At 57.5% G+C, this 20,603-nt stretch carries 20 protein-coding genes; 14 read left to right on the top strand and 6 right to left on the bottom strand.

Going from position 1 to position 20,603, the window contains the following annotated elements; genetic code table 11:
• Window positions 1-78 precede the first annotated feature (78 nt).
• From tar to flhE, 9 genes are all read left to right on the top strand, one after another.
• Complete coding sequence (gene tar, locus FOY93_RS13760) at window positions 79-1,746, top strand: methyl-accepting chemotaxis protein II (protein WP_133294696.1); 1,668 nt, start codon at window positions 79-81, stop codon at window positions 1,744-1,746.
• Between the two features lie 44 nt (window positions 1,747-1,790).
• Window positions 1,791-3,392, top strand: a complete 1,602-nt coding sequence (tap, locus tag FOY93_RS13755; protein WP_143345264.1) for a methyl-accepting chemotaxis protein IV — start codon at window positions 1,791-1,793, stop codon at window positions 3,390-3,392.
• Between the two features lie 19 nt (window positions 3,393-3,411).
• Window positions 3,412-4,278, top strand: a complete 867-nt coding sequence (gene cheR, locus FOY93_RS13750; RefSeq protein ID WP_111964829.1) for a protein-glutamate O-methyltransferase CheR — start codon at window positions 3,412-3,414, stop codon at window positions 4,276-4,278.
• Window positions 4,275-5,324 carry a protein-glutamate methylesterase/protein-glutamine glutaminase gene (locus tag FOY93_RS13745; protein WP_008500430.1) on the top strand — a complete coding sequence of 350 codons (1,050 nt, stop codon included), beginning with the start codon at window positions 4,275-4,277 and terminating at the stop codon, window positions 5,322-5,324. Before cheR ends, FOY93_RS13745 begins: the two co-directional genes overlap by 4 nt.
• A gap of 17 nt (window positions 5,325-5,341) precedes the next feature.
• Window positions 5,342-5,731, top strand: a complete 390-nt coding sequence (gene cheY, locus FOY93_RS13740; protein WP_008500431.1) for a chemotaxis response regulator CheY — start codon at window positions 5,342-5,344, stop codon at window positions 5,729-5,731.
• 10 nt (window positions 5,732-5,741) lie between these two features.
• Complete coding sequence (gene cheZ, locus FOY93_RS13735) at window positions 5,742-6,386, top strand: protein phosphatase CheZ (RefSeq protein ID WP_111964828.1); 645 nt, start codon at window positions 5,742-5,744, stop codon at window positions 6,384-6,386.
• A gap of 147 nt (window positions 6,387-6,533) precedes the next feature.
• The gene (flhB, locus tag FOY93_RS13730; protein WP_048992249.1) at window positions 6,534-7,682 is read left to right on the top strand and encodes a flagellar biosynthesis protein FlhB; all 1,149 of its coding nucleotides are present in this window, start codon (window positions 6,534-6,536) and stop codon (window positions 7,680-7,682) included.
• On the top strand, window positions 7,675-9,753 hold the full coding sequence (flhA, locus tag FOY93_RS13725) for a flagellar biosynthesis protein FlhA (RefSeq protein WP_111964827.1): 2,079 nt from the start codon (window positions 7,675-7,677) through the stop codon (window positions 9,751-9,753). The genes flhB and flhA overlap by 8 nt, the downstream gene beginning before the upstream one ends.
• A complete protein-coding gene (gene flhE, locus FOY93_RS13720) occupies window positions 9,753-10,145 on the top strand; it encodes a flagellar protein FlhE (protein ID WP_143345263.1) in 393 nt (130 codons plus the stop codon). The genes flhA and flhE overlap by 1 nt, the downstream gene beginning before the upstream one ends.
• Window positions 10,146-10,201: 56 nt before the next feature.
• Here the strand turns inward: flhE and argS are convergent, their stop codons facing one another.
• The gene (argS, locus tag FOY93_RS13715; protein WP_133294694.1) at window positions 10,202-11,935 is read right to left on the bottom strand and encodes an arginine--tRNA ligase; all 1,734 of its coding nucleotides are present in this window, start codon (window positions 11,933-11,935) and stop codon (window positions 10,202-10,204) included.
• A 239-nt stretch (window positions 11,936-12,174) separates the two neighbouring features.
• Between argS and FOY93_RS13710 the strand changes: the two genes are divergently transcribed.
• Window positions 12,175-12,735 carry a VOC family protein gene (locus FOY93_RS13710; RefSeq protein ID WP_115875694.1) on the top strand — a complete coding sequence of 187 codons (561 nt, stop codon included), beginning with the start codon at window positions 12,175-12,177 and terminating at the stop codon, window positions 12,733-12,735.
• 78 nt (window positions 12,736-12,813) lie between these two features.
• Window positions 12,814-13,557, top strand: a complete 744-nt coding sequence (gene cutC, locus FOY93_RS13705; protein ID WP_133294693.1) for a copper homeostasis protein CutC — start codon at window positions 12,814-12,816, stop codon at window positions 13,555-13,557.
• Window positions 13,558-13,762: 205 nt separating this feature from the next.
• Here cutC and cmoB read toward each other — a convergent pair whose 3' ends face one another.
• From cmoB to FOY93_RS13680, 5 genes are read right to left on the bottom strand one after another with little or no spacing between them, the layout of a single operon-like run.
• The gene (gene cmoB / locus FOY93_RS13700) at window positions 13,763-14,734 is read right to left on the bottom strand and encodes a tRNA 5-methoxyuridine(34)/uridine 5-oxyacetic acid(34) synthase CmoB (RefSeq protein WP_111964822.1); all 972 of its coding nucleotides are present in this window, start codon (window positions 14,732-14,734) and stop codon (window positions 13,763-13,765) included.
• Window positions 14,731-15,474 (bottom strand): carboxy-S-adenosyl-L-methionine synthase CmoA, encoded by a 744-nt coding sequence (cmoA, locus tag FOY93_RS13695; RefSeq protein WP_111964821.1) that lies wholly within the window; start codon window positions 15,472-15,474, stop codon window positions 14,731-14,733. The genes cmoB and cmoA overlap by 4 nt, the downstream gene beginning before the upstream one ends.
• Window positions 15,475-15,514: 40 nt before the next feature.
• Window positions 15,515-15,910 carry an MAPEG family protein gene (locus tag FOY93_RS13690; RefSeq protein WP_021240443.1) on the bottom strand — a complete coding sequence of 132 codons (396 nt, stop codon included), beginning with the start codon at window positions 15,908-15,910 and terminating at the stop codon, window positions 15,515-15,517.
• A 51-nt stretch (window positions 15,911-15,961) separates the two neighbouring features.
• Window positions 15,962-16,780: a DUF72 domain-containing protein gene (locus tag FOY93_RS13685; protein WP_143345262.1), complete on the bottom strand. Its 819-nt coding sequence runs from the start codon at window positions 16,778-16,780 to the stop codon at window positions 15,962-15,964.
• A complete protein-coding gene (locus FOY93_RS13680; protein WP_121932053.1) occupies window positions 16,777-17,343 on the bottom strand; it encodes a hydrolase in 567 nt (188 codons plus the stop codon). The genes FOY93_RS13685 and FOY93_RS13680 overlap by 4 nt, the downstream gene beginning before the upstream one ends.
• Before the next feature lie 263 nt (window positions 17,344-17,606).
• On the opposite strand from FOY93_RS13680, the gene aspS reads away from it, so the two are divergent.
• From aspS to FOY93_RS13665, 3 genes are read left to right on the top strand one after another with little or no spacing between them, the layout of a single operon-like run.
• On the top strand, window positions 17,607-19,379 hold the full coding sequence (aspS, locus tag FOY93_RS13675; protein WP_111964818.1) for an aspartate--tRNA ligase: 1,773 nt from the start codon (window positions 17,607-17,609) through the stop codon (window positions 19,377-19,379).
• A 1-nt stretch (window position 19,380) separates the two neighbouring features.
• Window positions 19,381-19,824, top strand: coding sequence for a dihydroneopterin triphosphate diphosphatase (nudB, locus tag FOY93_RS13670; protein WP_008500446.1), 444 nt, complete (start codon window positions 19,381-19,383; stop codon window positions 19,822-19,824).
• A 27-nt stretch (window positions 19,825-19,851) separates the two neighbouring features.
• Complete coding sequence (locus FOY93_RS13665; RefSeq protein WP_008500447.1) at window positions 19,852-20,592, top strand: YebC/PmpR family DNA-binding transcriptional regulator; 741 nt, start codon at window positions 19,852-19,854, stop codon at window positions 20,590-20,592.
• Window positions 20,593-20,603: the final 11 nt, after the last annotated feature.

Here is a 20,603-nt window from a genome sequence, read left to right as displayed (position 1 = left end):
GCTTTTCCCTTTCGCAAATGTAAAGTTCCTGTGGGCTGTGCCGATAACACCGTTAATAAATCTATGAGAAGGTGTTGTATGTTGAACCGTATCCGCGTTGTCACAATGCTCATGATGGTGCTGGTCATTTTCGCACTTCTTCAGCTCATCTCCGGCGGGCTTTTTTTCTCGTCATTAAAACAGAACCAGGACAGTTTCGCGGCCTCGAACGATCTCCGCCTGCAGCAGAGTGAACTCACGTCGACGTGGGATCTGATGCTGCAAACGCGTATCAACCTGAGCCGCTCGTCCGCGCGCATGATGATGGACCCTAACAATCAGCAGAGCAGCGCGAAAACCGATCTGTTGAAAAATGCCCGTGCCACCCTCGCTGACGCCGCGAAACATTACGACGCCTTCAAAAAGATCGCCCCGCAGCCTGCTATGGAGCAGGTGAGCCAGAACATCGATGAAAAATACAATGCCTACCATACCGGTCTGACAGAGCTCATTCAGTTCCTGGAGAGCGGAAATATGGACGCCTATTTCGCGCAGCCGACGCAGGGGATGCAAAACGCACTCGGCGCGGCGCTGGGGGAATACGCGAAGGCCAGTGGCGATCTCTATCACTCGGCCTTTACGGCAAGTCAGAATGACTACCGCTTTGCGAAATGGCAGATGGCCGTAATGGCGCTGGCGTTGGTCATCGTGCTGGTCGCGGTCTGGTACGGCATTCGCCATATCCTGCTGAATCCTCTTGGGCGCGTCATTGACCACATTCGTGAAATTGCCGGCGGCGATCTGACTAAAACGCTGACCGTTTCGGGGCGCAATGAGATCACCGAGCTGGCAAACAGCGTTGACCATATGCAGCGTTCGTTAATCGAAACCGTCGCCAACGTGCGTAACGGGTCGGAGGCTATCTACACCGGCACCAGCGAAATTGCGATGGGGAATAACGATCTCTCATCCCGTACCGAACAGCAGGCTTCCGCCCTGGAAGAGACGGCCGCCAGCATGGAGCAGCTCACCGCGACCGTGAAGCAGAACGCCGATAACGCCCGCCAGGCGTCTCAGCTGGCAGAAAGCGCCTCCGAGACGGCGCAGCGCGGCGGACGCGTGGTAGATGGCGTAGTGAAAACCATGCACGAAATCGCCGACAGCTCGAAGAAAATCGCCGACATCATCAGCGTCATCGACGGCATTGCTTTCCAGACCAACATTCTGGCGCTGAACGCCGCCGTGGAAGCGGCGCGAGCGGGCGAACAGGGACGCGGTTTTGCCGTGGTGGCCGGGGAAGTGCGCAATCTGGCCAGCCGCAGCGCCAACGCGGCAAAAGAGATCAAGTCGCTGATTGAAGACTCTGTCTCCCGCGTGGATACCGGCTCCGTGCTGGTGGAAAGTGCCGGGGAGACCATGAATGACATCGTGAATGCCGTTACCCGCGTGACGGACATCATGGGGGAAATCGCCTCTGCGTCTGATGAGCAGAGTCGTGGTATCGACCAGGTTGCCCTGGCGGTATCGGAAATGGATCGCGTGACACAGCAAAACGCCGCGCTGGTGCAGGAGTCCGCTGCGGCGGCCGCTGCCCTGGAAGACCAGGCGAGCCGTCTGAAGATGGCCGTCTCGGCGTTTCGTCTCGCTTCACTCGCTGGAAACACGGTCACTCCGCAGGCGACGTACCGCGCGCCAGCCGCTGAACAGGCTGCACTCCGTACGCGTACCGCGACGACCGGACAAGATGAAAACTGGGAAACATTTTGACTGACAATTAAACCGCGGCTGCTTGCCGCTTGATGGGAGCGTGGATGTTAAATCGTATTCGTATCTCGACCACACTGTTTTTGATTCTGATCCTTTGCGGTGTGTTGCAGGTTGGCAGTAACGGGTTGTCTTTTTGGGCGTTTCGCGATGGCTATCAGAATTTGCAGGAAGTTGAGGCGAGTAATCAGCAGCGCTCCGCACTGGCACAAACGCGTGCCGTGCTGTTGCAGGCAAGCACTGCGCTGAACAAGGCGGGAACCTTAACCGCGCTGAGCTATCCGCCGGATGACATTAAAGCGCTGATGGCAACCGCGCGCGACAGCCTGAAACAGGCTGACGCACAGTTTAAAGCCTTTACGGCGCAGGCCGCCGACAGCGAGAAAGAGAAAGCGCTGAAGGCCGCCATGAAGACGAACTTTGAGCAGTGGTACAGCGATCTGGACCACCAGGCGACGTGGCTTGAGAACAACCAGCTGTCGGACTTTATGACCGCACCGGTCCAGGCGTCTCAGGCAGCGTTTGACGGCAGCTTTAACGCCTGGCAGCAGGATATTAACCAGTCTGTACAGCGTGCCGGTGACCAGAGCCGTCAAAGCTATCACATGTCGGGCGTCATCTTCGCCGTGGTGGTGATTCTGGCAGGGTTGCTGACCGGCGGGGCGCTGCTCTGGTCGCGCAGAATGATTGTGCAGCCGCTGGCGATCGTCAGCAGCCATTTCGACAGTATTGCAAAAGGCGACCTGGCGCGTCCGGTGGCGGTGTTCGGCAAGAACGAAATTTCGGCGATCTTTGCCAGCCTGAAGGCGATGCAGGGTTCGCTGCGGGAAACGGTGAGCGACGTGCGGCAGGGCAGTTATGCCATGCACTCCGGGATCTCTGAGATTGCGGCGGGTAACAACGATCTGTCGTCCCGCACCGAGCAGCAGGCGGCCTCGCTGGCGCAGACGGCGGCCAGCATGGAGCAGCTGACGGCAACGGTAAGCCAGAACGCCGATAACGCGCGTCAGGCGTCTGACCTGTCAAAACAGGCGGCGATGACGGCGAAGAAAGGCGGTGACCAGGCGTCCCATGTCGCCAGCACCATGCAGGAGATTGCCACCAGCTCGCAGAAAATTGGCGACATCATCAGCGTGATTGACGGTATCGCGTTCCAGACCAACATTCTGGCGCTGAATGCCGCCGTGGAAGCGGCGCGCGCCGGTGAGCAAGGGCGCGGGTTTGCGGTGGTGGCGGGGGAAGTACGTAACCTGGCGAGCCGCAGCGCCAACGCGGCGAAAGAAATCAAGGTCCTGATCGAAGAGTCGGTCTCGCGCGTTCAGCAGGGCTCAACGCTTGTGGATACGGCGGCGAAAACCATGCACGAGATCGTCACCTCCGTGACGCGGGTTAACGACATTATGGGCGAAATTGCCTCGGCGTCGGATGAACAGCGTCGCGGCATTGAGCAGGTTGCCCAGGCGGTCAGCCAGATGGATCAGGTGACGCAACAGAACGCCTCGTTAGTTGAGGAAGCGGCAGCGGCAACCGATCAGCTGGCCAGCCAGGCGGATCGTCTTACCGGACTGGTCGCGGTATTTAATGTGAAAGAGCACGTTGAAGCAGTAACAGAAGTCGGGCGGTCGCAGGCCGTGCCAGTTGTATCCTGAATGTAATTAAGAAGGCGCTATGACATCACCAATGCCCCCTGGGCAAACGTCATTATTGTTGCAGATGACACAGCGCCTCGCGCTGTCCGACGCGCATTTTCGTCGGATATGTCAGTTAATCTACCAGCGTGCGGGGATCGTGCTTGCGGATCATAAGCGGGACATGGTCTACAACCGTCTGGTGCGGCGCTTGCGTACGCTGGGGCTGGATGATTTTGGCCGCTATCTGAGCATGCTCGAGGCGAACCAGAACAGCGCCGAGTGGCAGGCTTTTATTAACTCGTTAACCACCAACCTGACGGCGTTTTTCCGTGAAGCTCACCATTTCCCGGTTCTGGCCGAGCATGCGCGCCGTCGCACCGGGGAGTATCGCGTCTGGAGTGCGGCCGCCTCGACGGGTGAAGAGCCGTACTCGCTGGCGATCACCCTTGCCGATACGCTGGGAATGACGCCGGGACGCTGGAAGGTCTACGCCAGCGATATCGATACTGAAGTGCTGGAGAAGGCGCGTAACGGTGTTTATCGCCAGGATGAACTGAAAACGCTGTCGCCGCAGCAGCTGCAGCGTTATTTCATGCGCGGGACGGGCCCGCATGAAGGCCTGGTGCGCGTACGCCAGGAGCTGGCGAACTGCGTCGAATTCGCGCCCGTTAACCTGCTGGATAAGCAGTACAACGTGCCGGGGCCGTTCGACGCCATTTTTTGCCGTAACGTCATGATCTATTTTGATAAAACGACGCAACAGGACATTCTGCGTCGGTTTGTTCCGTTGCTCAAGCCTGACGGTTTACTGTTTGCCGGGCACTCGGAAAACTTCAGCAACCTCGTGCGTGAGTTTAGCCTGCGTGGGCAAACGGTATATGCGCTGAGTAAGGAAAAAGCATGAGTAAAATCAGGGTGTTGTCTGTCGATGATTCAGCGCTGATGCGTCAGATCATGACTGAAATTATCAATAGCCACAGCGACATGGAGATGGTGGCAACCGCGCCCGATCCGCTGGTAGCGCGGGATTTAATTAAAAAATATAACCCCGATGTGCTAACGCTGGATGTCGAGATGCCGCGCATGGATGGCATCGATTTCCTCGAAAAATTAATGCGGCTGCGGCCTATGCCGGTGGTGATGGTCTCCTCCCTGACCGGGAAAGGATCGGAAATCACCCTGCGCGCGCTGGAGCTGGGGGCGGTGGATTTTGTCACCAAGCCGCAGCTCGGCATTCGTGAAGGGATGCTGGCCTACAGCGAAATGATCGCCGAGAAGATCCGCACCGCGTCGCGTGCGAAGCTTGCCGCCCACACGCCGATGGCCGCGCCGGCGACCCTGAAGGCCGGTCCATTACTCAGCTCGGAAAAACTGCTGGTCATTGGGGCGTCAACCGGAGGAACAGAGGCAATTCGTCATGTACTCCAGCCATTGCCGCTTTCAAGTCCGGGTATTCTGATCACTCAGCATATGCCGCCTGGCTTTACCCGTTCGTTCGCCGAACGCCTGAACAAGCTGTGCCAGATCAGCGTGAAAGAGGCGGAAGACGGCGAGCGCGTGCTCCCGGGGCATGCCTATATCGCGCCGGGCGACAAGCATATGGAGCTGGCGCGCAGCGGCGCTAACTATCAAATCAAAATTCATGACGGACCGCCGGTCAACCGGCACCGTCCGTCGGTGGATGTGCTGTTTCATTCGGTGGCGAAACATGCGGGGCGCAACGCCGTAGGGGTGATCCTGACGGGGATGGGCAACGACGGTGCCGCCGGAATGCTTGCAATGCACCAGGCTGGCGCCTGGACGATTGCGCAGAATGAAGCAAGTTGTGTGGTGTTCGGCATGCCGCGCGAGGCCATCAATATGGGTGGCGTGAGCGAAGTGGTCGATCTTAGCCAGGTAAGCCAGCAGATGCTGGCGAAAATCAGTGCCGGACAGGCAATACGTATTTGACTCAGGAGTATTATTTTATGGCGGATAAAGAGCTTAAGTTTTTGGTTGTGGATGACTTTTCCACCATGCGTCGCATCGTACGCAACCTGCTGAAAGAGCTGGGCTTCAACAACGTTGAAGAAGCAGAAGATGGCGTTGATGCGCTGAACAAACTGCAGGCTGGCGGGTTTGGTTTTGTTATCTCCGACTGGAACATGCCAAACATGGACGGTCTGGAACTGCTGAAAACTATTCGTGCCGATGCGGGAATGGCCTCTATGCCGGTTCTGATGGTCACTGCAGAAGCGAAAAAAGAGAACATCATTGCCGCTGCACAGGCGGGCGCAAGCGGCTATGTGGTGAAGCCATTCACCGCGGCAACCCTGGAAGAGAAGCTCGGTAAGATCTTCGAGAAACTCGGCATGTGAGGTGATGGAAATGTTGCAACCTGCTATGAAACCCGTTGAAGAACACTCGCCGAGCGATATCATCGTCCGCATCGGCAGCCTGACGCGCATGCTGCGTGACAGCCTGCGCGAGCTGGGTCTGGATCAGGCGATTGCCGAAGCGGCGGAAGCTATTCCTGATGCCCGCGATCGTCTGGACTATGTCGTGCAAATGACCGCTCAGGCTGCGGAACGTGCGCTGAACAGCGTTGAAGCATCACAGCCGCACCAGGATGCGATGGAAAAGGGGGCGAAAGCCCTGAGCAAACGCTGGGACGAGTGGTTTGAAAACCCTATCGAGCTGGCTGATGCCCGCGAGCTGGTAACGGATACTCGTCAGTATCTTGGCGATGTGCCGGGCCACACCAGCTTCACCAACGCCCAGCTACTGGACATTATGATGGCGCAGGATTTCCAGGACCTGACCGGTCAGGTCATCAAGCGCATGATGGATGTTATCCAGGAGATTGAGCGCCAGCTGCTGATGGTTCTGCTGGAGAACATTCCGGAACCGGCAGCCCGTCCAAAACGCGAGAACGAAAGCCTGCTCAATGGTCCACAGCTCGACGCCACCAAGGCAGGCGTTGTGGCAAGCCAGGATCAGGTAGACGACCTGCTGGACAGCCTCGGCTTCTGATAGTCCTTTCCGCCTCAGGAGGTTACGCCGCCTGAGGCGGTTTGCGACAAAATCACCGAAAAGAGCCCGAATAAACGGGCTTTTCCCGCCATTGGATTTCCGCTGCGCTGGCATGATACCCGTGACGTAATGGGCTGAGCATGCACTGTGGCAGAAGAGAACGACGACAAAACGGAAGCCCCCACACCCCACCGACTAGAAAAGGCGCGTGAGGAAGGGCAAATCCCCCGATCCCGAGAATTGACCTCCCTGCTGATCCTTATCGTAGGCGTGTGCATTATCTGGTGGGGCGGGGAGTCGCTCGCCCGCAAGCTGGCGGGAATGCTGTCAACCGGCTTGCGTTTTGACCACAGCATGGTCAACGATCCGAATCTGATCCTCAGCCAGATTATTCAACTGATTAAAGGGGCCATGGTCGCGCTGTTGCCCCTGATTACCGGGGTCGTGCTGGTCGCGCTGGTCTCGCCGGTGATGCTCGGCGGTCTGGTTTTTAGTGCCAAATCGCTGCAGCCGAAATTTTCCAAACTGAACCCGCTGCCGGGCATTGCGAAAATGTTCTCTGCTCAGACCGGGGCCGAGCTGCTCAAAGCCATTCTCAAATCGGTGCTGATGGGCAGTTCCGCGGGGTTTTACCTCTGGTACCACTGGCCGGAAATGATGCGTCTCATCAGCGAATCGCCCCTCACCGCGATGAGCAACGCGCTGAATCTTGTCGGGCTTTGCGCACTGCTTGTGGTGCTCAGCATTATCCCGATGGTGGGTTTTGACGTGATCTTCCAGCTTTATACCCACTTCAAAAAGCTGCGCATGTCACGTCAGGACATCCGTGACGAATATAAGCAGATGGAAGGTGACCCGCACGTGAAGGGGCGTATCCGCCAGATGCAGCGTGCTGCCGCTCGTCGCCGCATGATGGAAGATGTGCCGAAGGCCGACGTCATCGTCACCAACCCGACGCACTATTCCGTTGCCCTGCGCTATGACGAAAACAAAATGAGCGCGCCGAAAGTGGTGGCGAAAGGGGCAGGGCTGATCGCGCTGCGCATCCGGGAAATCGGCACGGAACACCGCGTGCCGATCCTGGAAGCCCCTCCGCTGGCGCGTGCCCTTTACCGCCATGCGGATATTGGACAACAGATCCCGGGACAACTCTACGCCGCCGTGGCGGAAGTGCTGGCCTGGGTATGGCAGTTGAAGCGCTGGCGTCTGGCCGGCGGTCAACGGCCTGTGAAACCTGAGAACCTTCCGGTGCCTGCCGCGCTGGATTTTATGAACGAGAAGGACACTGATGGCTAATCTGGTGGCAATGTTGCGCCTGCCCGGCAACCTGAAATCGACCCAATGGCAGATCCTGGCCGGGCCGATTCTGATCCTGCTAATTCTGTCGATGATGGTACTGCCGCTTCCGGCGTTCATCCTCGATCTGCTTTTCACTTTCAATATTGCGCTCTCCATTATGGTGCTGCTGGTGGCGATGTTCACCCAGCGTACTCTGGAGTTCGCCGCGTTCCCGACCATTCTGCTGTTTACCACCCTGCTGCGACTGGCGCTGAACGTGGCGTCCACGCGTATCATCCTGATGGAAGGTCACACCGGGGCGGCAGCTGCAGGTAAAGTGGTGGAGGCGTTCGGCCACTTTCTGGTGGGCGGTAATTTCGCTATCGGTATCGTGGTGTTCGTCATCCTCGTGATCATCAACTTTATGGTCATCACCAAAGGTGCAGGGCGTATTGCGGAAGTGGGTGCGCGCTTTGTGCTCGACGGAATGCCGGGCAAGCAGATGGCGATCGACGCCGACCTGAATGCCGGTCTTATCGCCGAAGATGAAGCCAAAAAACGCCGTGCGGAGGTGACGCAGGAGGCGGACTTCTACGGCTCCATGGACGGTGCGAGTAAGTTTGTGCGCGGTGACGCCATCGCGGGCATTCTGATCATGGTGATTAACGTGGTCGGCGGCCTGCTGGTGGGCGTGCTGCAGCATGGGATGGACATGGGCCACGCGGCGGAAAGCTATACGCTGCTGACTATCGGTGACGGTCTGGTCGCGCAGATCCCGGCGCTGGTTATCTCCACTGCGGCGGGTGTGATTGTGACCCGCGTGAGCACCGATCAGGACGTTGGCGAGCAGATGGTGGGCCAGCTGTTCAGCAACCCGCGCGTGATGCTGCTGGCCGCTGCGGTTCTCGGGTTGCTCGGCCTGGTGCCGGGGATGCCAAACCTCGTCTTCCTGCTGTTTACGGCGGGGCTGCTGGGGCTTGCGTGGTGGATGCGTGGCCGTGAAACCAAACCGGCAGCTGAACCTGTTCAGGTCAAAATGCCGGAGAATACCCAGGCCGTCGAAGCGACCTGGAACGACGTTCAGCTGGAAGATTCCCTGGGAATGGAAGTCGGGTATCGCCTGATCCCGATGGTCGATTTCCAGCAGGACGGCGAGCTGCTCGGCCGTATCCGCAGTATCCGTAAAAAATTCGCGCAGGATATGGGCTTCCTGCCGCCGGTGGTACACATCCGCGACAATATGGACCTGCCGCCCGCGCGCTATCGTATCCTGATGAAAGGTGTCGAAATTGGCAGCGGTGATGCCTATCCGGGCCGCTGGCTGGCGATTAACCCCGGCACCGCCGCAGGCACGCTGCCGGGCGAGCAAACTATCGATCCGGCCTTTGGCCTGGCCGCTATCTGGATTGAAAGCGCCCTGAAAGAGCAGGCGCAGATCCAGGGGTATACGGTTGTTGAAGCCAGTACCGTGGTGGCGACCCATCTTAATCACCTGATTGGGCAATTCTCGGCGGAGCTGTTTGGCCGTCAGGAAGCGCAGCAGCTGCTGGACCGCGTCACGCAGGAGATGCCGAAGCTGACGGAAGATCTGGTCCCGGGCGTGCTGACCTTAACCACGCTGCACAAGGTGCTGCAAAACCTGCTCGACGAGAAGGTGCCGATCCGCGATATGCGCACCATTCTGGAAACCCTTGCCGAACACGCGCCGATACAAAGCGATCCGCACGAGCTGACGGCGGTGGTGCGCGTGGCGCTGGGACGCGCCATTACCCAGCAGTGGTTCCCGGGAACCGGGGAAGTGCAGGTGATCGGCCTCGATACGCCGCTTGAGCGTCTGCTGCTGCAGGCTCTGCAGGGCGGAGGCGGTCTGGAGCCGGGCCTGGCGGACCGTCTGCTGGCGCAAACGCAGGAGGCGCTGGCGCGTCAGGAGATGCTCGGCGCGCCGCCGGTGCTGCTGGTGAACCACGCGCTGCGTCCGCTGCTGTCCCGCTTCCTGCGTCGTAGCCTGAACCAGCTGGTCGTGCTGTCGAATCTGGAGCTGTCGGATAACCGTCATATCCGCATGACCGCGACGATTGGAGGAAAATAATGCGTAAATGGCTTTGGATGTTGCTCTTCCCGCTGGCGGCGCAGGCTGCCGGGGGGGGCACCTGGCAGGCGAGCAGCATGGGGGTGACCCTCAGCAATCGCGGTGTTGCTATGTCGTCTAACCCGCTGGCGCCTTCAGAAGAGGTCTCCGGTCAGATGGGCCTTGTGGTCTGGAACTATCGGCTGATTGGCCCTACGCCAGCGGGCTTGCGGGTGCGCCTCTGCTCTCAGACGCGCTGTACCGAAATCGACGGCGAAAATGGGACAACGGAGGCATTCAACGGCGTACCGGCTATTGAACCTTTGCGTTTCATCTGGGAAGTACCGGGGGGGGGACGTTTGATTCCGGCTCTGAAGGTGCAGAGCAATTCCGTCATCGTGAACTATCGCTGACGGTTGGATTACCAGGACTGCAAAAACAAAACCCGGCGATTGCCGGGTTTTTTGTATTACATGCGTTCTACGGTTTCGATACCCAGGGTATCCAGACCCAGCTTCAGGGTCTTCGCCGTTAGCTGCGCCAGCTTCAGGCGGCTGTTGCGAACCGATTCGTTTTCCGCAGACAGAATAGGGCAGTGCTCATAGAAGCCGGAGAACAGACCCGCCAGGTCATACAGGTAAGCACACATTACGTGCGGCGTGCCGTCACGCGCGACAATCGTCAGCGTCTCTTCGAACTGCAGCAGACGCGCCGCCAGCTGTGCTTCACGATCTTCCGTGATGGTCACGGTGGTATTCGCCAGCGCGCTTTCGTCGATACTGGCTTTACGGAATACCGAGAGCACGCGGGTGTAGGCGTACTGCATGTATGGCGCCGTGTTACCTTCAAACGCCAGCATGTTATCCCAGTCGAAGATATAGTCGGTGGTACGGTTCTTGGAGAGATCCGCGTATTTCACCGCACCGATACCCACGGCGTTGGCCAGTTTTTCCAGCTCGTCGGCCGGCATGTCCGGGTTCTTCTCGGCCACCAGACGACGGGCGCGTTCCAGCGCTTCGTCCAGCAGGTCAGACAGTTTCACGGTTCCGCCCGCGCGGGTTTTGAACGGCTTGCCGTCTTTACCCAGCATCATGCCGAACATGTGGTGTTCCAGCGGAACGCTGTCCGGCACGTAACCGGCTTTACGCACGATGGTCCACGCCTGCATCAGGTGCTGGTGCTGACGGGAGTCTATGTAGTACAGCACGCGGTCGGCATGCAGCGTTTCGTAACGGTATTTCGCGCAGGCAATGTCGGTCGTAGTGTAGAGATAGCCGCCATCCTTTTTCTGGATGATCACGCCCATCGGTTCACCTTCCTTGTTTTTGTACTCATCAAGGAACACAACCGTTGCGCCTTCGCTCTCCACCGCCAGGTTTTTCGCTTTCAGGTCAGCCACAATGCCGGGCAGCATTGGGTTGTACAGGCTTTCACCCATTACGTCATCGCGGGTCAGGGTGACGTTCAGACGGTTATAGGTCAGCTGGTTCTGGGACATGGTGATGTCAACCAGCTTGCGCCACATTTCGAGGAAGTATTGATCGCCTCCCTGCAGTTTAACCACGTAACTACGCGCACGTTCGGCAAAAGCTTCGTCTTCGTCGTAGTGTTTTTTGGCTTCGCGATAGAATCCTTCCAGGTCCGCCAGCGCCATTTCACCCGCGTTTTCCTGCTGCTGTTTTTCCAGGTAAGCGATCAGCATGCCGAACTGGGTGCCCCAGTCGCCCACGTGGTTCGCGCGGATCACCTTGTGACCGAGGAACTCGAGCGTGCGCACTGCGGCATCACCGATGATGGTGGAGCGCAGGTGGCCAACGTGCATCTCTTTCGCCACGTTCGGCGCAGAATAGTCGATCACGACGGTCTGCGCTTCCGGCTGGGACACTCCCAGACGATCGGATTTCAGCGCCGCGTCAACGTGGCTTGCCAGGAATGCAGGCTCAAGGAAGATGTTGATAAAGCCCGGACCGGCGATTTCGGTTTTGCTGGCAATGCCGGAAAGATCCAGATGCGTCAGTACCTGCTCAGCGAGCTGTCGCGGCGGCATGCCCAGTTTTTTAGCCACTGCCATCACGCCATTAGCCTGATAGTCGCCAAACTGTACTTTTGCTGACTGACGAACCTGCGGTTCGCAATCCGCAGGGGCACCTGCGGCAATCAGTGCCTGACTGACTTTTTCGGAGAGAAGAGCCTGAATATTCACCTGGATACCTTACGTTTTTGATGCGGGCTTACAACCGCCCGCGCCAGTTAAAGAATTTAGGGCGGGAGTATACTGCAAATGCCTTCTGACGTCAGCAGTGCGGGGCCTGAAGATTGCTCAGAATCCAGGCAGTGAAGGTGTGCATAATCATGCAGTCGCAAAAAGCCGGTTTCTGAGGTTGGTCAAAACAGGGCAACAGAGTAAATTAGCGGCTTTGCGACATGAAAAGAGAATGACTTATGGCGAACTGGCAATCCATTGACGAACTGCATGATATTTCCGCAGATTTACCGCGCTTCACCCAGGCGTTCACAGAACTTGCCACCCGTCTGGGTCTGGATATTGCGCCGCTTGAGGCCGATCATATCTCTTTGCGCTGTCATCAGAATGCCACCGCCGAGCGCTGGCGTCGCGGGTTCGAACAGTGCGGCGAGTTACTGTCCGAGAATATCATTAATGGCCGCCCCATTTGCCTGTTCAAACTGCATGAGCCGGTGAACGTGGCGCACTGGCAGTTCAGAGTGGTTGAACTGCCGTGGCCGGGCGAGAAACGCTATCCGCACGAAGGCTGGGAACATATCGAGATTGTCCTGCCGGGTGAGCCGGAGACGTTAAACGCGCGCGCGCTGGCCCTGTTAGCGGACGAAGGCTTAAGCCAGCCGGGAATTTTTGTGAAGACCAGTTCTCCCAAAGGCGAGCGCGAGCGGTTACCTAACCCGACGCTGGCCGTTACTGACGGACAGGTTACGGTGAAGTTTCATCCGTGGACCATTGAGCAGATCGTTGCCAGTGAAGCATAAGAGATGTGAGTTCACGCCGGGACCGAAAACGAACGGTGTGTCATGATGTTTCGCTTAGTGGAATTTCAGGAGGATTAAATGGCGCTGCTGGAGATTTGTTGTTACAGCGTGGAGTGTGCCGTGACCGCGCAAAAGCACGGGGCTGACCGCATTGAACTGTGCGCGGCGCCCAAGGAGGGTGGGTTGACGCCGTCTTACGGCGTGTTGAAGTCAGCCCGTCAGGCCGTCACTATTCCCGTTCACCCAATTATTCGTCCGCGCGGCGGTGATTTTTGTTACACGGCGGGCGAGTTCAGTGCCATGCTTGATGATATCGCCCTCGTTCGGGACCTGGGGTTTTCAGGGCTGGTGACCGGGCTGCTGGATGAAGACGGCAATATCGATATACCGCGTATGCGTCAGATTATGAGCGCCGCGCAGGGGATGTCCGTCACTTTTCATCGCGCATTTGATATGTGTAAAGATCCGCTTCAGGCCTTTGAAATGCTTGGAGAACTTGGCGTGGCGCGCATCCTGACATCGGGTCAGCAGGCGTCAGCTGAAAAAGGACTGCAATTAATTACGGAACTAAAAGCACATTCTGGTGTTCCAATAATAATGGCGGGTGCGGGAGTCCGCGCCAGCAATCTGGAACGGTTTTTAAACGCCGGGGTAGAAGAGCTGCACAGCTCCGCGGGGAAATGGATACCTTCGCCCATGCGTTATCGCAATACAGGATTGTCAATGTCGACGGATGCTGAAGCGGATGAGTATTCACGCTATGGCGTAGAGGGAGAGTCGGTTGCGGAAATGAAGTCGCTGATTGAGCGCCATCACGTGTAGCAACGTACCGATTTTTACCGCGCATCATGTCGCCCAATATGATGCTTGCTTGTACCAGGCCCCTGCCAATTACACAGGGGCCTTTTTTTCTCCTTCATATTTCAAGCCGCAGCTGCGTTGGCTGCCTCGCTGCAACTTGAACTATTTCGGAGAAAACGTGCTACGAGTAGGCCGGGTAAGGCGCAGCCGCCACCCGACTAAAAGACTACGGCTTAGTCGCTATTAACACCGCACGCATCGGGGCCGGATAGCCTTCGATGGTTTTGCTGTGATCGGTTGGGTCGAGGAATTGCTCCAGCGATTCGGTGATCATCCAGTCGGTGCGGCGCTGCTCTTCGATTGAGGTCACGCTGACATCGGCAATCCGCACATCCACAAACCCGCATTTCTCCAGCCAGTTCTTTAGCGCCAGCGCGGAAGGGATGAAGTAAACGTTGCGCATCTGCGCGTAGCGATCGCCCGGCACCAGAACGGCGTGTTCATCGCCTTCAATAACCAGCGTTTCGAGCACCAGCTCGCCGCCGCTGACCAGCTGATCTTTCAATTGCCACAGATGTTCAAGCGGGGAACGACGGTGATAAAGCACGCCCATGGAGAACACGGTATCAAACGCTTTCAGAGCTGGCAGCTGCTCAATGCCCAGCGGCAGCAGGTGCGCGCGCTGATCGTTACCCAGCAGCTTACGTACCGCTTCAAACTGGCACAGGAACAGCTGCATCGGGTCAATACCTACCGCCAGATGCGCGCCCGCGCCAATCATGCGCCACATGTGGTAACCGCTGCCGCAGCCCACGTCCAGAATGGTGCGCCCGGTCAGGTCGGAAAGGTGGGGCAGAACGCGATCCCATTTCCAGTCAGAGCGCCATTCGGTATTGATGTTCACGCCGTAAAGTGAAAACGGCCCTTTGCGCCACGGCATCAGGTTACGCATCAGCGTTTCGATGCGGTTGATCTGCCCAGGCGGAAGCGGTTCTTCACTCTCTGCGGTGACGCTGTGCAGAAGGTCCAGACGATGCGGGGTCAGTTCGGGCAGAAACTCCACTGCATTTGACCACTGCTTTAACAGGCCGTGCTGCTGGTCCCGCTGCCAGGCGGCAATCTGCGCGGGCAAGGTTTCCAGCCAGTGGGAGAGCTGGTTTTTGGCAATCAGCTGATAGAAGTTACTGAACTCGATCATGCCGGTTTCCCCGCTTTCAGCGCTACCAGCGAACCAAAGTTAAAGCACTGGAACCACAGTTCGCTGTGCTCAAAACCGGCTTTGCTCAGACGCGCTTTATGGGTTTCTACGGAATCCGTCAGCATCACGTTTTCGAGCATGCTGCGCTTCTGGCTGATCTCCAGCTCGCTGTAGCCGTTCGCCCGTTTGAAATCGTGGTGCATATTGAACAGCAGCTCGCCAACCTCGGCATCTTCGAAGCTGAATTTCTCAGAGAGCACCAGCGCGCCGCCAGGATTCAGCCCCTGATAAATTTTGTCCAGCAGCAGCTGGCGGTCTTCCGGTACCAGGAACTGAAGCGTGAAATTCAGCACCACCATAGACGCGTTATTGATCTCAATCTCGCGGATATCACCTTCCACCACGTCTACCGGAACAGGAGCTTTGTACGCGTCAATATGGCGACGGCAGCGCTCAACCATGGCCGGGGAGTTATCGACGGCAATAATGCGGCAGCCTTCGTGGTGAACGTTACGACGAACCGACAGCGTTGCCGCGCCGAGCGAGCAGCCCAGGTCATAGACCTGCGTGCCGGGTTGAACGAAGCGCTCAGCCAGCATGCCGATCATAGAGATAATATTGGAATAACCGGGAACAGAGCGCTGGATCATATCCGGGAAGACTTCGGCTACCCGTTCATCGAAGGTCCAGTCGCCCAGGCTGGCGATAGGCGCGGAAAAAAGCGTGTCGCGATCTGACATAACGTAAAAATCCGGGAAAAATAAAGTGGCGTATTGTGCGCTAATGGAGGGAGAAAACCAACTCCCACGGCATATACCACAGGTTAGCCAGCACCATCAGCAAAAGTGAACACCAGGTTGCACTCATGCCGGAACGACGCCAGCGGATTAAGCGATGGTGAAAGCCGTAATAGTGCATCAGGCGGCCAGCAATAAGCAGCAGGCCACAGATGTGCACCATCCAGGTTTCTGCGCCATTCATCTCCATAAACAGCAGCAGGATTAAGGCTGCAGGGATGTATTCGACCGCGTTGCCATGAATGCGGATAGCGCTTTGTAGCTCTGAAAACCCGCCGTCACCGTAGGAGACGCGGTAGAGCGTTCTGAGGCGCACAACATCAAATGAAAACTTAATCAGCAGTAATGCACCTAACACCGCATACAGCGCGCTGACCATACAAACTCCCTGTTTTTGGCAGATGGCACTTCACTATGATAGGGGGTGATATCAGAAAAGAGAAGATTGTTGTGGGATGGAAGGGGCGCTTCCCACGGACGGCACCGCAGCCTGCAAGGCCTGCCATAGAGCATCGACCAGTTCGGGGGCCTGGGCAATATCCGGCGTGTGCAAAAAGAGATACGGCGTAGTGGTGTGTTCCCACGCTGCCAGTTTTTCCAGCCAGACGGTGAACAGCGCCTGGTTTTGCGGCATGTTATCGCTGCCGATAAACCTGACCATTGGGTTCTGTGCGGTCACGATGGCGTGGACCGGCACTTTCGGTTTTTTACGCTGAGCTTCAACGATGGCTTCGCTATGCGGGATAGCGCTGTGCACCGGACGGCTGTCGAGGATCACCCGGTTAACGGAACGCTCAAGCAGGCCGCGATTGAGCGCTTTTTCCGCTTCGCCCTTAGCAAAAAACTCAGGATGCCTGACTTCAACGCCGTAGGTAAACTCCCGGGGCAGGGCGTCCAGAAACGTCCACAGCGCGGGCAGGTCGCGCGGGCCAAAGACGGCCGGAAGCTGCAGCCAGTACTGGCCGATGCGGTTTGCCAGCGGTGACATGCGCGCGAAAAATTCTTCGGTCAAATCGCCGCAGTTGCGCAGCGCGGCCTGGTGAGAAATGGTCGCCGGAAACTTGAAGCAGAAGCGGAAGTCGTCGGTCGTTTGTTCCCGCCAGCGTGCAACAATCTCGGCTTTCGGAAGCGCATACAGGGTGGTGTTACCCTCGACACAGTTGAAGTGCCGGGCATATTCCTCAAGGCCGGTGATGCCAAGGCGCACCCATTTCGGGTGCGACCACTGGGGTAAACCGACATACATCATAGCGCGCTGACAATCTCATCCGTGCTGCGCACGCGGCCGATGCGCGGGAAGATGTGGGTCATGCTGCCCTGATGCTGTTCCGCGGAGGCCGCGCTGCAGGCATCTTCGGCAATCACCAGATTAAACCCCAGCTCCCACGCGTTGCGGGCAGTCGACTCCACGCCGATGTTGGTGGAAATACCGCACAGGATAATGGTGTCAATGCCGCGACGGCGGAGCTGCAGTTCAAGATCGGTGCCGTAGAATGCACCCCACTGACGTTTGGTCACTTCAATATCGCTGTCGCGTTTACCCAGTGAGGCCGGGTACGTCCACCAGTTTTCCGGCAGGGCGCGTGCAGGAGCCTGGGCATCAACGGGCTGTTTTAACGCTTCGGCGTAATCAGCAGACCAGCCGACGCGCACCATGACAACCGGGGCACCGCTGGCACGACAGGTTTCCGCCAGGCGAGCGGCGCGGCTGACTACATCGTCCGCGGTATGCGGGCCGCCGGCGAAGGGCAAAATGCCTTCCTGTAAATCAATCACGACAAGCGCGGTTTTACTGGCATCAAGTGTTAACATCGTTACTCCCGTTAAATGAATCACTTCCGGACACCATACGACGTGATGGCCTGTTCCTGGGCGGATAATTTTGTTAATTTTTGTGAGAATGCGCAATAAGAGTGCAGCAAACGACCGCCAGGCCGTGGTTCGCTCTTATCGTCCGGCGGAATTTCCAGTATAATAGCCGCCTTTTTTCATCCAGTTGTGACATACAGAAAGCTGCGACATAGTAGCCTGCATACCAGGCGACATTTAGCCTGCGGCTAATTAAGGGATATCTCATGCGTACAGAATATTGCGGGCAGCTGCGTCAGTCCCACGTCGGACAGCAGGTCACCCTGTGTGGTTGGGTCAATCGTCGTCGTGATCTTGGTAGCCTTATCTTCATCGATATGCGCGACCGCGAAGGTATCGTTCAGGTGTTCTTCGATCCGGATCGCGCTGATGCGTTGAAGCTGGCCTCTGAGCTGCGTAATGAGTTCTGCATTCAGGTCACCGGCACCGTGCGTGCGCGTGACGAGAAAAACGTTAACGCCGACATGGCGACGGGTGCCATTGAAGTGCTGGCGTCCGATCTGACGATCATTAACCGTGCTGAAGCGCTGCCGCTGGACTCCAACCACGTCAACACTGAAGAAGCGCGTCTGAAATACCGCTACCTGGATCTGCGTCGCCCGGAAATGGCTCAGCGCCTGAAAACCCGTGCGAAAATCACCAGCCTGGTGCGTCGCTTTATGGATGACCACGGTTTCCTTGATATCGAAACCCCGATGCTGACCAAAGCCACGCCGGAAGGCGCGCGCGATTACCTGGTCCCATCCCGCGTTCATAAAGGCAAATTCTACGCGCTGCCGCAGTCTCCACAGCTGTTCAAACAGCTGCTGATGATGTCCGGCTTCGATCGCTACTATCAGATCGTGAAATGCTTCCGCGACGAAGACCTGCGTGCTGACCGCCAGCCTGAATTTACCCAGATCGATGTGGAAACCTCCTTCATGACCGCTGAGCAGGTGCGTGAAGTGATGGAAGCCCTGGTGCGTAGCTTGTGGAACGACGTTAAAGGCGTTGAGCTGGGCGATTTCCCAATCATGACCTTCGCGGAAGCCGAGCGTCGTTATGGCTCTGACAAACCAGACCTGCGTAACCCGATGGAGCTGGTGGACGTTGCAGACCTGGTGAAAGCCGTTGAGTTTGCCGTCTTCTCCGGCCCGGCTAACGATCCGAAAGGTCGCGTGGCGGCCCTGCGCGTACCGGGTGGTGCAGCACTGAGCCGTAAGCAGATCGACGATTACGGCAACTTCATCAAGATCTACGGCGCTAAAGGTCTGGCCTATATTAAAGTGACCGAGCGTGCGAAAGGTCTGGAAGGTATCACCAGCCCGGTCGCGAAATTCCTGAACGCGGACATCGTGGAAGCGATCCTTGAGCGCACCGGCGCGCAGGACGGCGACATGATCTTCTTCGGCGCAGATAACAAGAAAGTTGTTGCGGATGCGATGGGCGCGCTGCGTCTGAAGCTCGGCAAAGACCTGAACCTGACCGACGAGAGCAAATGGGCGCCGCTGTGGGTTATCGACTTCCCAATGTTTGAAGACGACGGTGAAGGCGGCCTGACCGCGATGCACCACCCGTTCACCTCGCCAAAAGAGATGACGGCGGCAGAGCTGAAAGCGGCACCGGAAGAGGCCGTCGCCAACGCCTACGATATGGTCATTAACGGCTACGAAGTGGGCGGCGGTTCCGTGCGTATTCACAGCGGTGAAATGCAGCAGACCGTGTTCGGCATCCTGGGCATCAACGAGCAGGAGCAGCGCGAGAAATTCGGCTTCCTGCTGGACGCGCTGAAATACGGTACGCCTCCGCACGCGGGTCTGGCCTTTGGTCTTGACCGTCTGACCATGCTGCTGACCGGCACCGATAACATCCGTGATGTTATCGCCTTCCCGAAAACCACTGCCGCAGCGTGTCTGATGACCGAAGCGCCAAGCTTTGCCAACCCGGCCGCACTGGCTGAGCTGGGCATTGAGGTGGTGAAGAAGGAAGAGAAAAACTGATATGACATATAAGCTCCCCGTTTCGGTCCTGGTGGTCATTTATGCAGAAGACACGAAGCGGGTGCTGATGTTGCAGCGGCGTGATGATCCTGAATTCTGGCAGTCGGTTACCGGCAGTCTGGAAGAGGGGGAGACCGCGCCGCAGGCCGCCGCGCGTGAAGTAAAGGAAGAGGTCGCCATTGACGTTGCCCGCGAGCAACTGACCCTGAAGGACTGTCAGCGCACGGTGGAGTTCGAAATTTTTAGCCATTTACGTCATCGCTACGCGCCGGGTACCGAGCGCAATACGGAATCGTGGTTCTGTCTCGCGCTCCCCCATGAACGGGAGATCGTGTTTACCGAACACCTGACCTACCGCTGGGTGAATGCGGCGGATGCTGCCGCGCTGACCAAGTCGTGGAGCAACCGGCAGGCGATTGAAGAATTTGTAATTAACGCTGCCTGAAAAGGCGCGCTCTTTGAGGATATTTTTATGGCAGGTCATAGTAAGTGGGCCAACACCAAACACCGCAAAGCGGCACAGGATGCCAAGCGCGGTAAGATCTTTACCAAAATCATTCGCGAGCTGGTGACGGCAGCGCGTCTGGGCGGCGGCGACCCGGCGTCTAACCCGCGTCTGCGCGCGGCGGTTGATAAAGCGCTGTCCAACAACATGACGCGTGACACCCTGAACCGTGCAATCGCACGTGGCGTGGGCGGTGACGAAGACGCGAACATGGAAACCATCATTTATGAAGGTTACGGTCCTGGCGGTACGGCGGTGATGGTTGAGTGCCTGTCCGACAACCGTAACCGTACCGTTGCGGAAGTGCGCCACGCGTTCACCAAAACCGGTGGCAACCTGGGCACTGACGGTTCCGTTGCGTACCTGTTCAGCAAAAAAGGCGTCATCTCTTTCGAGAAAGGCGACGAAGATGCGATCATGGAAGCGGCGCTGGAAGCCGGTGCGGAAGACGTAGTGACCTTCGACGACGGTGCTATCGACGTTTATACCGCATGGGAAGAGATGGGTGCCGTGCGCGACGCGCTGGAAGCGGCAGGCCTGAAAGCGGACAACGCTGAAGTCTCCATGATCCCGTCCACCAAAGCGGACATGGATGCGGAAACCGCACCAAAACTGCTGCGTCTGATCGACATGCTCGAAGACTGTGACGACGTGCAGGAAGTGTACCACAACGGTGAAATCTCTGATGAGGTTGCAGCGACTCTCTGATGAGAGCGTAT

The organism is Enterobacter sp. 18A13, from assembly GCF_007035975.1.
Taxonomy (GTDB): domain Bacteria; phylum Pseudomonadota; class Gammaproteobacteria; order Enterobacterales; family Enterobacteriaceae; genus Enterobacter; species Enterobacter vonholyi.
The sequence above is the reverse complement of the archived record's forward strand: the minus strand, read 5'-3'. Positions and strand labels throughout refer to the sequence as shown.

What these genes read in the sequence shown, in the direction of transcription:
- tar (WP_133294696.1), top strand. Translation starts at nt 79, where the DNA reads ATGTTGAACCGTATCCGCGTTGTCACAATGCTCATGATGGTGCTGGTC.
- FOY93_RS13665 (WP_008500447.1), top strand. Translation starts at nt 19,852, where the DNA reads ATGGCAGGTCATAGTAAGTGGGCCAACACCAAACACCGCAAAGCGGCA.
- flhA (WP_111964827.1), top strand. Translation starts at nt 7,675, where the DNA reads ATGGCTAATCTGGTGGCAATGTTGCGCCTGCCCGGCAACCTGAAATCG.
- cheZ (WP_111964828.1), top strand. Translation starts at nt 5,742, where the DNA reads ATGTTGCAACCTGCTATGAAACCCGTTGAAGAACACTCGCCGAGCGAT.
- aspS (WP_111964818.1), top strand. Translation starts at nt 17,607, where the DNA reads ATGCGTACAGAATATTGCGGGCAGCTGCGTCAGTCCCACGTCGGACAG.
- tap (WP_143345264.1), top strand. Translation starts at nt 1,791, where the DNA reads ATGTTAAATCGTATTCGTATCTCGACCACACTGTTTTTGATTCTGATC.
- nudB (WP_008500446.1), top strand. Translation starts at nt 19,381, where the DNA reads ATGACATATAAGCTCCCCGTTTCGGTCCTGGTGGTCATTTATGCAGAA.
- FOY93_RS13685 (WP_143345262.1), bottom strand. Translation starts at nt 16,780, where the DNA reads ATGATGTATGTCGGTTTACCCCAGTGGTCGCACCCGAAATGGGTGCGC.
- flhE (WP_143345263.1), top strand. Translation starts at nt 9,753, where the DNA reads ATGCGTAAATGGCTTTGGATGTTGCTCTTCCCGCTGGCGGCGCAGGCT.
- FOY93_RS13680 (WP_121932053.1), bottom strand. Translation starts at nt 17,343, where the DNA reads ATGTTAACACTTGATGCCAGTAAAACCGCGCTTGTCGTGATTGATTTA.
- cheR (WP_111964829.1), top strand. Translation starts at nt 3,412, where the DNA reads ATGACATCACCAATGCCCCCTGGGCAAACGTCATTATTGTTGCAGATG.
- FOY93_RS13690 (WP_021240443.1), bottom strand. Translation starts at nt 15,910, where the DNA reads ATGGTCAGCGCGCTGTATGCGGTGTTAGGTGCATTACTGCTGATTAAG.
- FOY93_RS13710 (WP_115875694.1), top strand. Translation starts at nt 12,175, where the DNA reads ATGGCGAACTGGCAATCCATTGACGAACTGCATGATATTTCCGCAGAT.
- cutC (WP_133294693.1), top strand. Translation starts at nt 12,814, where the DNA reads ATGGCGCTGCTGGAGATTTGTTGTTACAGCGTGGAGTGTGCCGTGACC.
- cmoA (WP_111964821.1), bottom strand. Translation starts at nt 15,474, where the DNA reads ATGTCAGATCGCGACACGCTTTTTTCCGCGCCTATCGCCAGCCTGGGC.
- cmoB (WP_111964822.1), bottom strand. Translation starts at nt 14,734, where the DNA reads ATGATCGAGTTCAGTAACTTCTATCAGCTGATTGCCAAAAACCAGCTC.
- FOY93_RS13745 (WP_008500430.1), top strand. Translation starts at nt 4,275, where the DNA reads ATGAGTAAAATCAGGGTGTTGTCTGTCGATGATTCAGCGCTGATGCGT.
- cheY (WP_008500431.1), top strand. Translation starts at nt 5,342, where the DNA reads ATGGCGGATAAAGAGCTTAAGTTTTTGGTTGTGGATGACTTTTCCACC.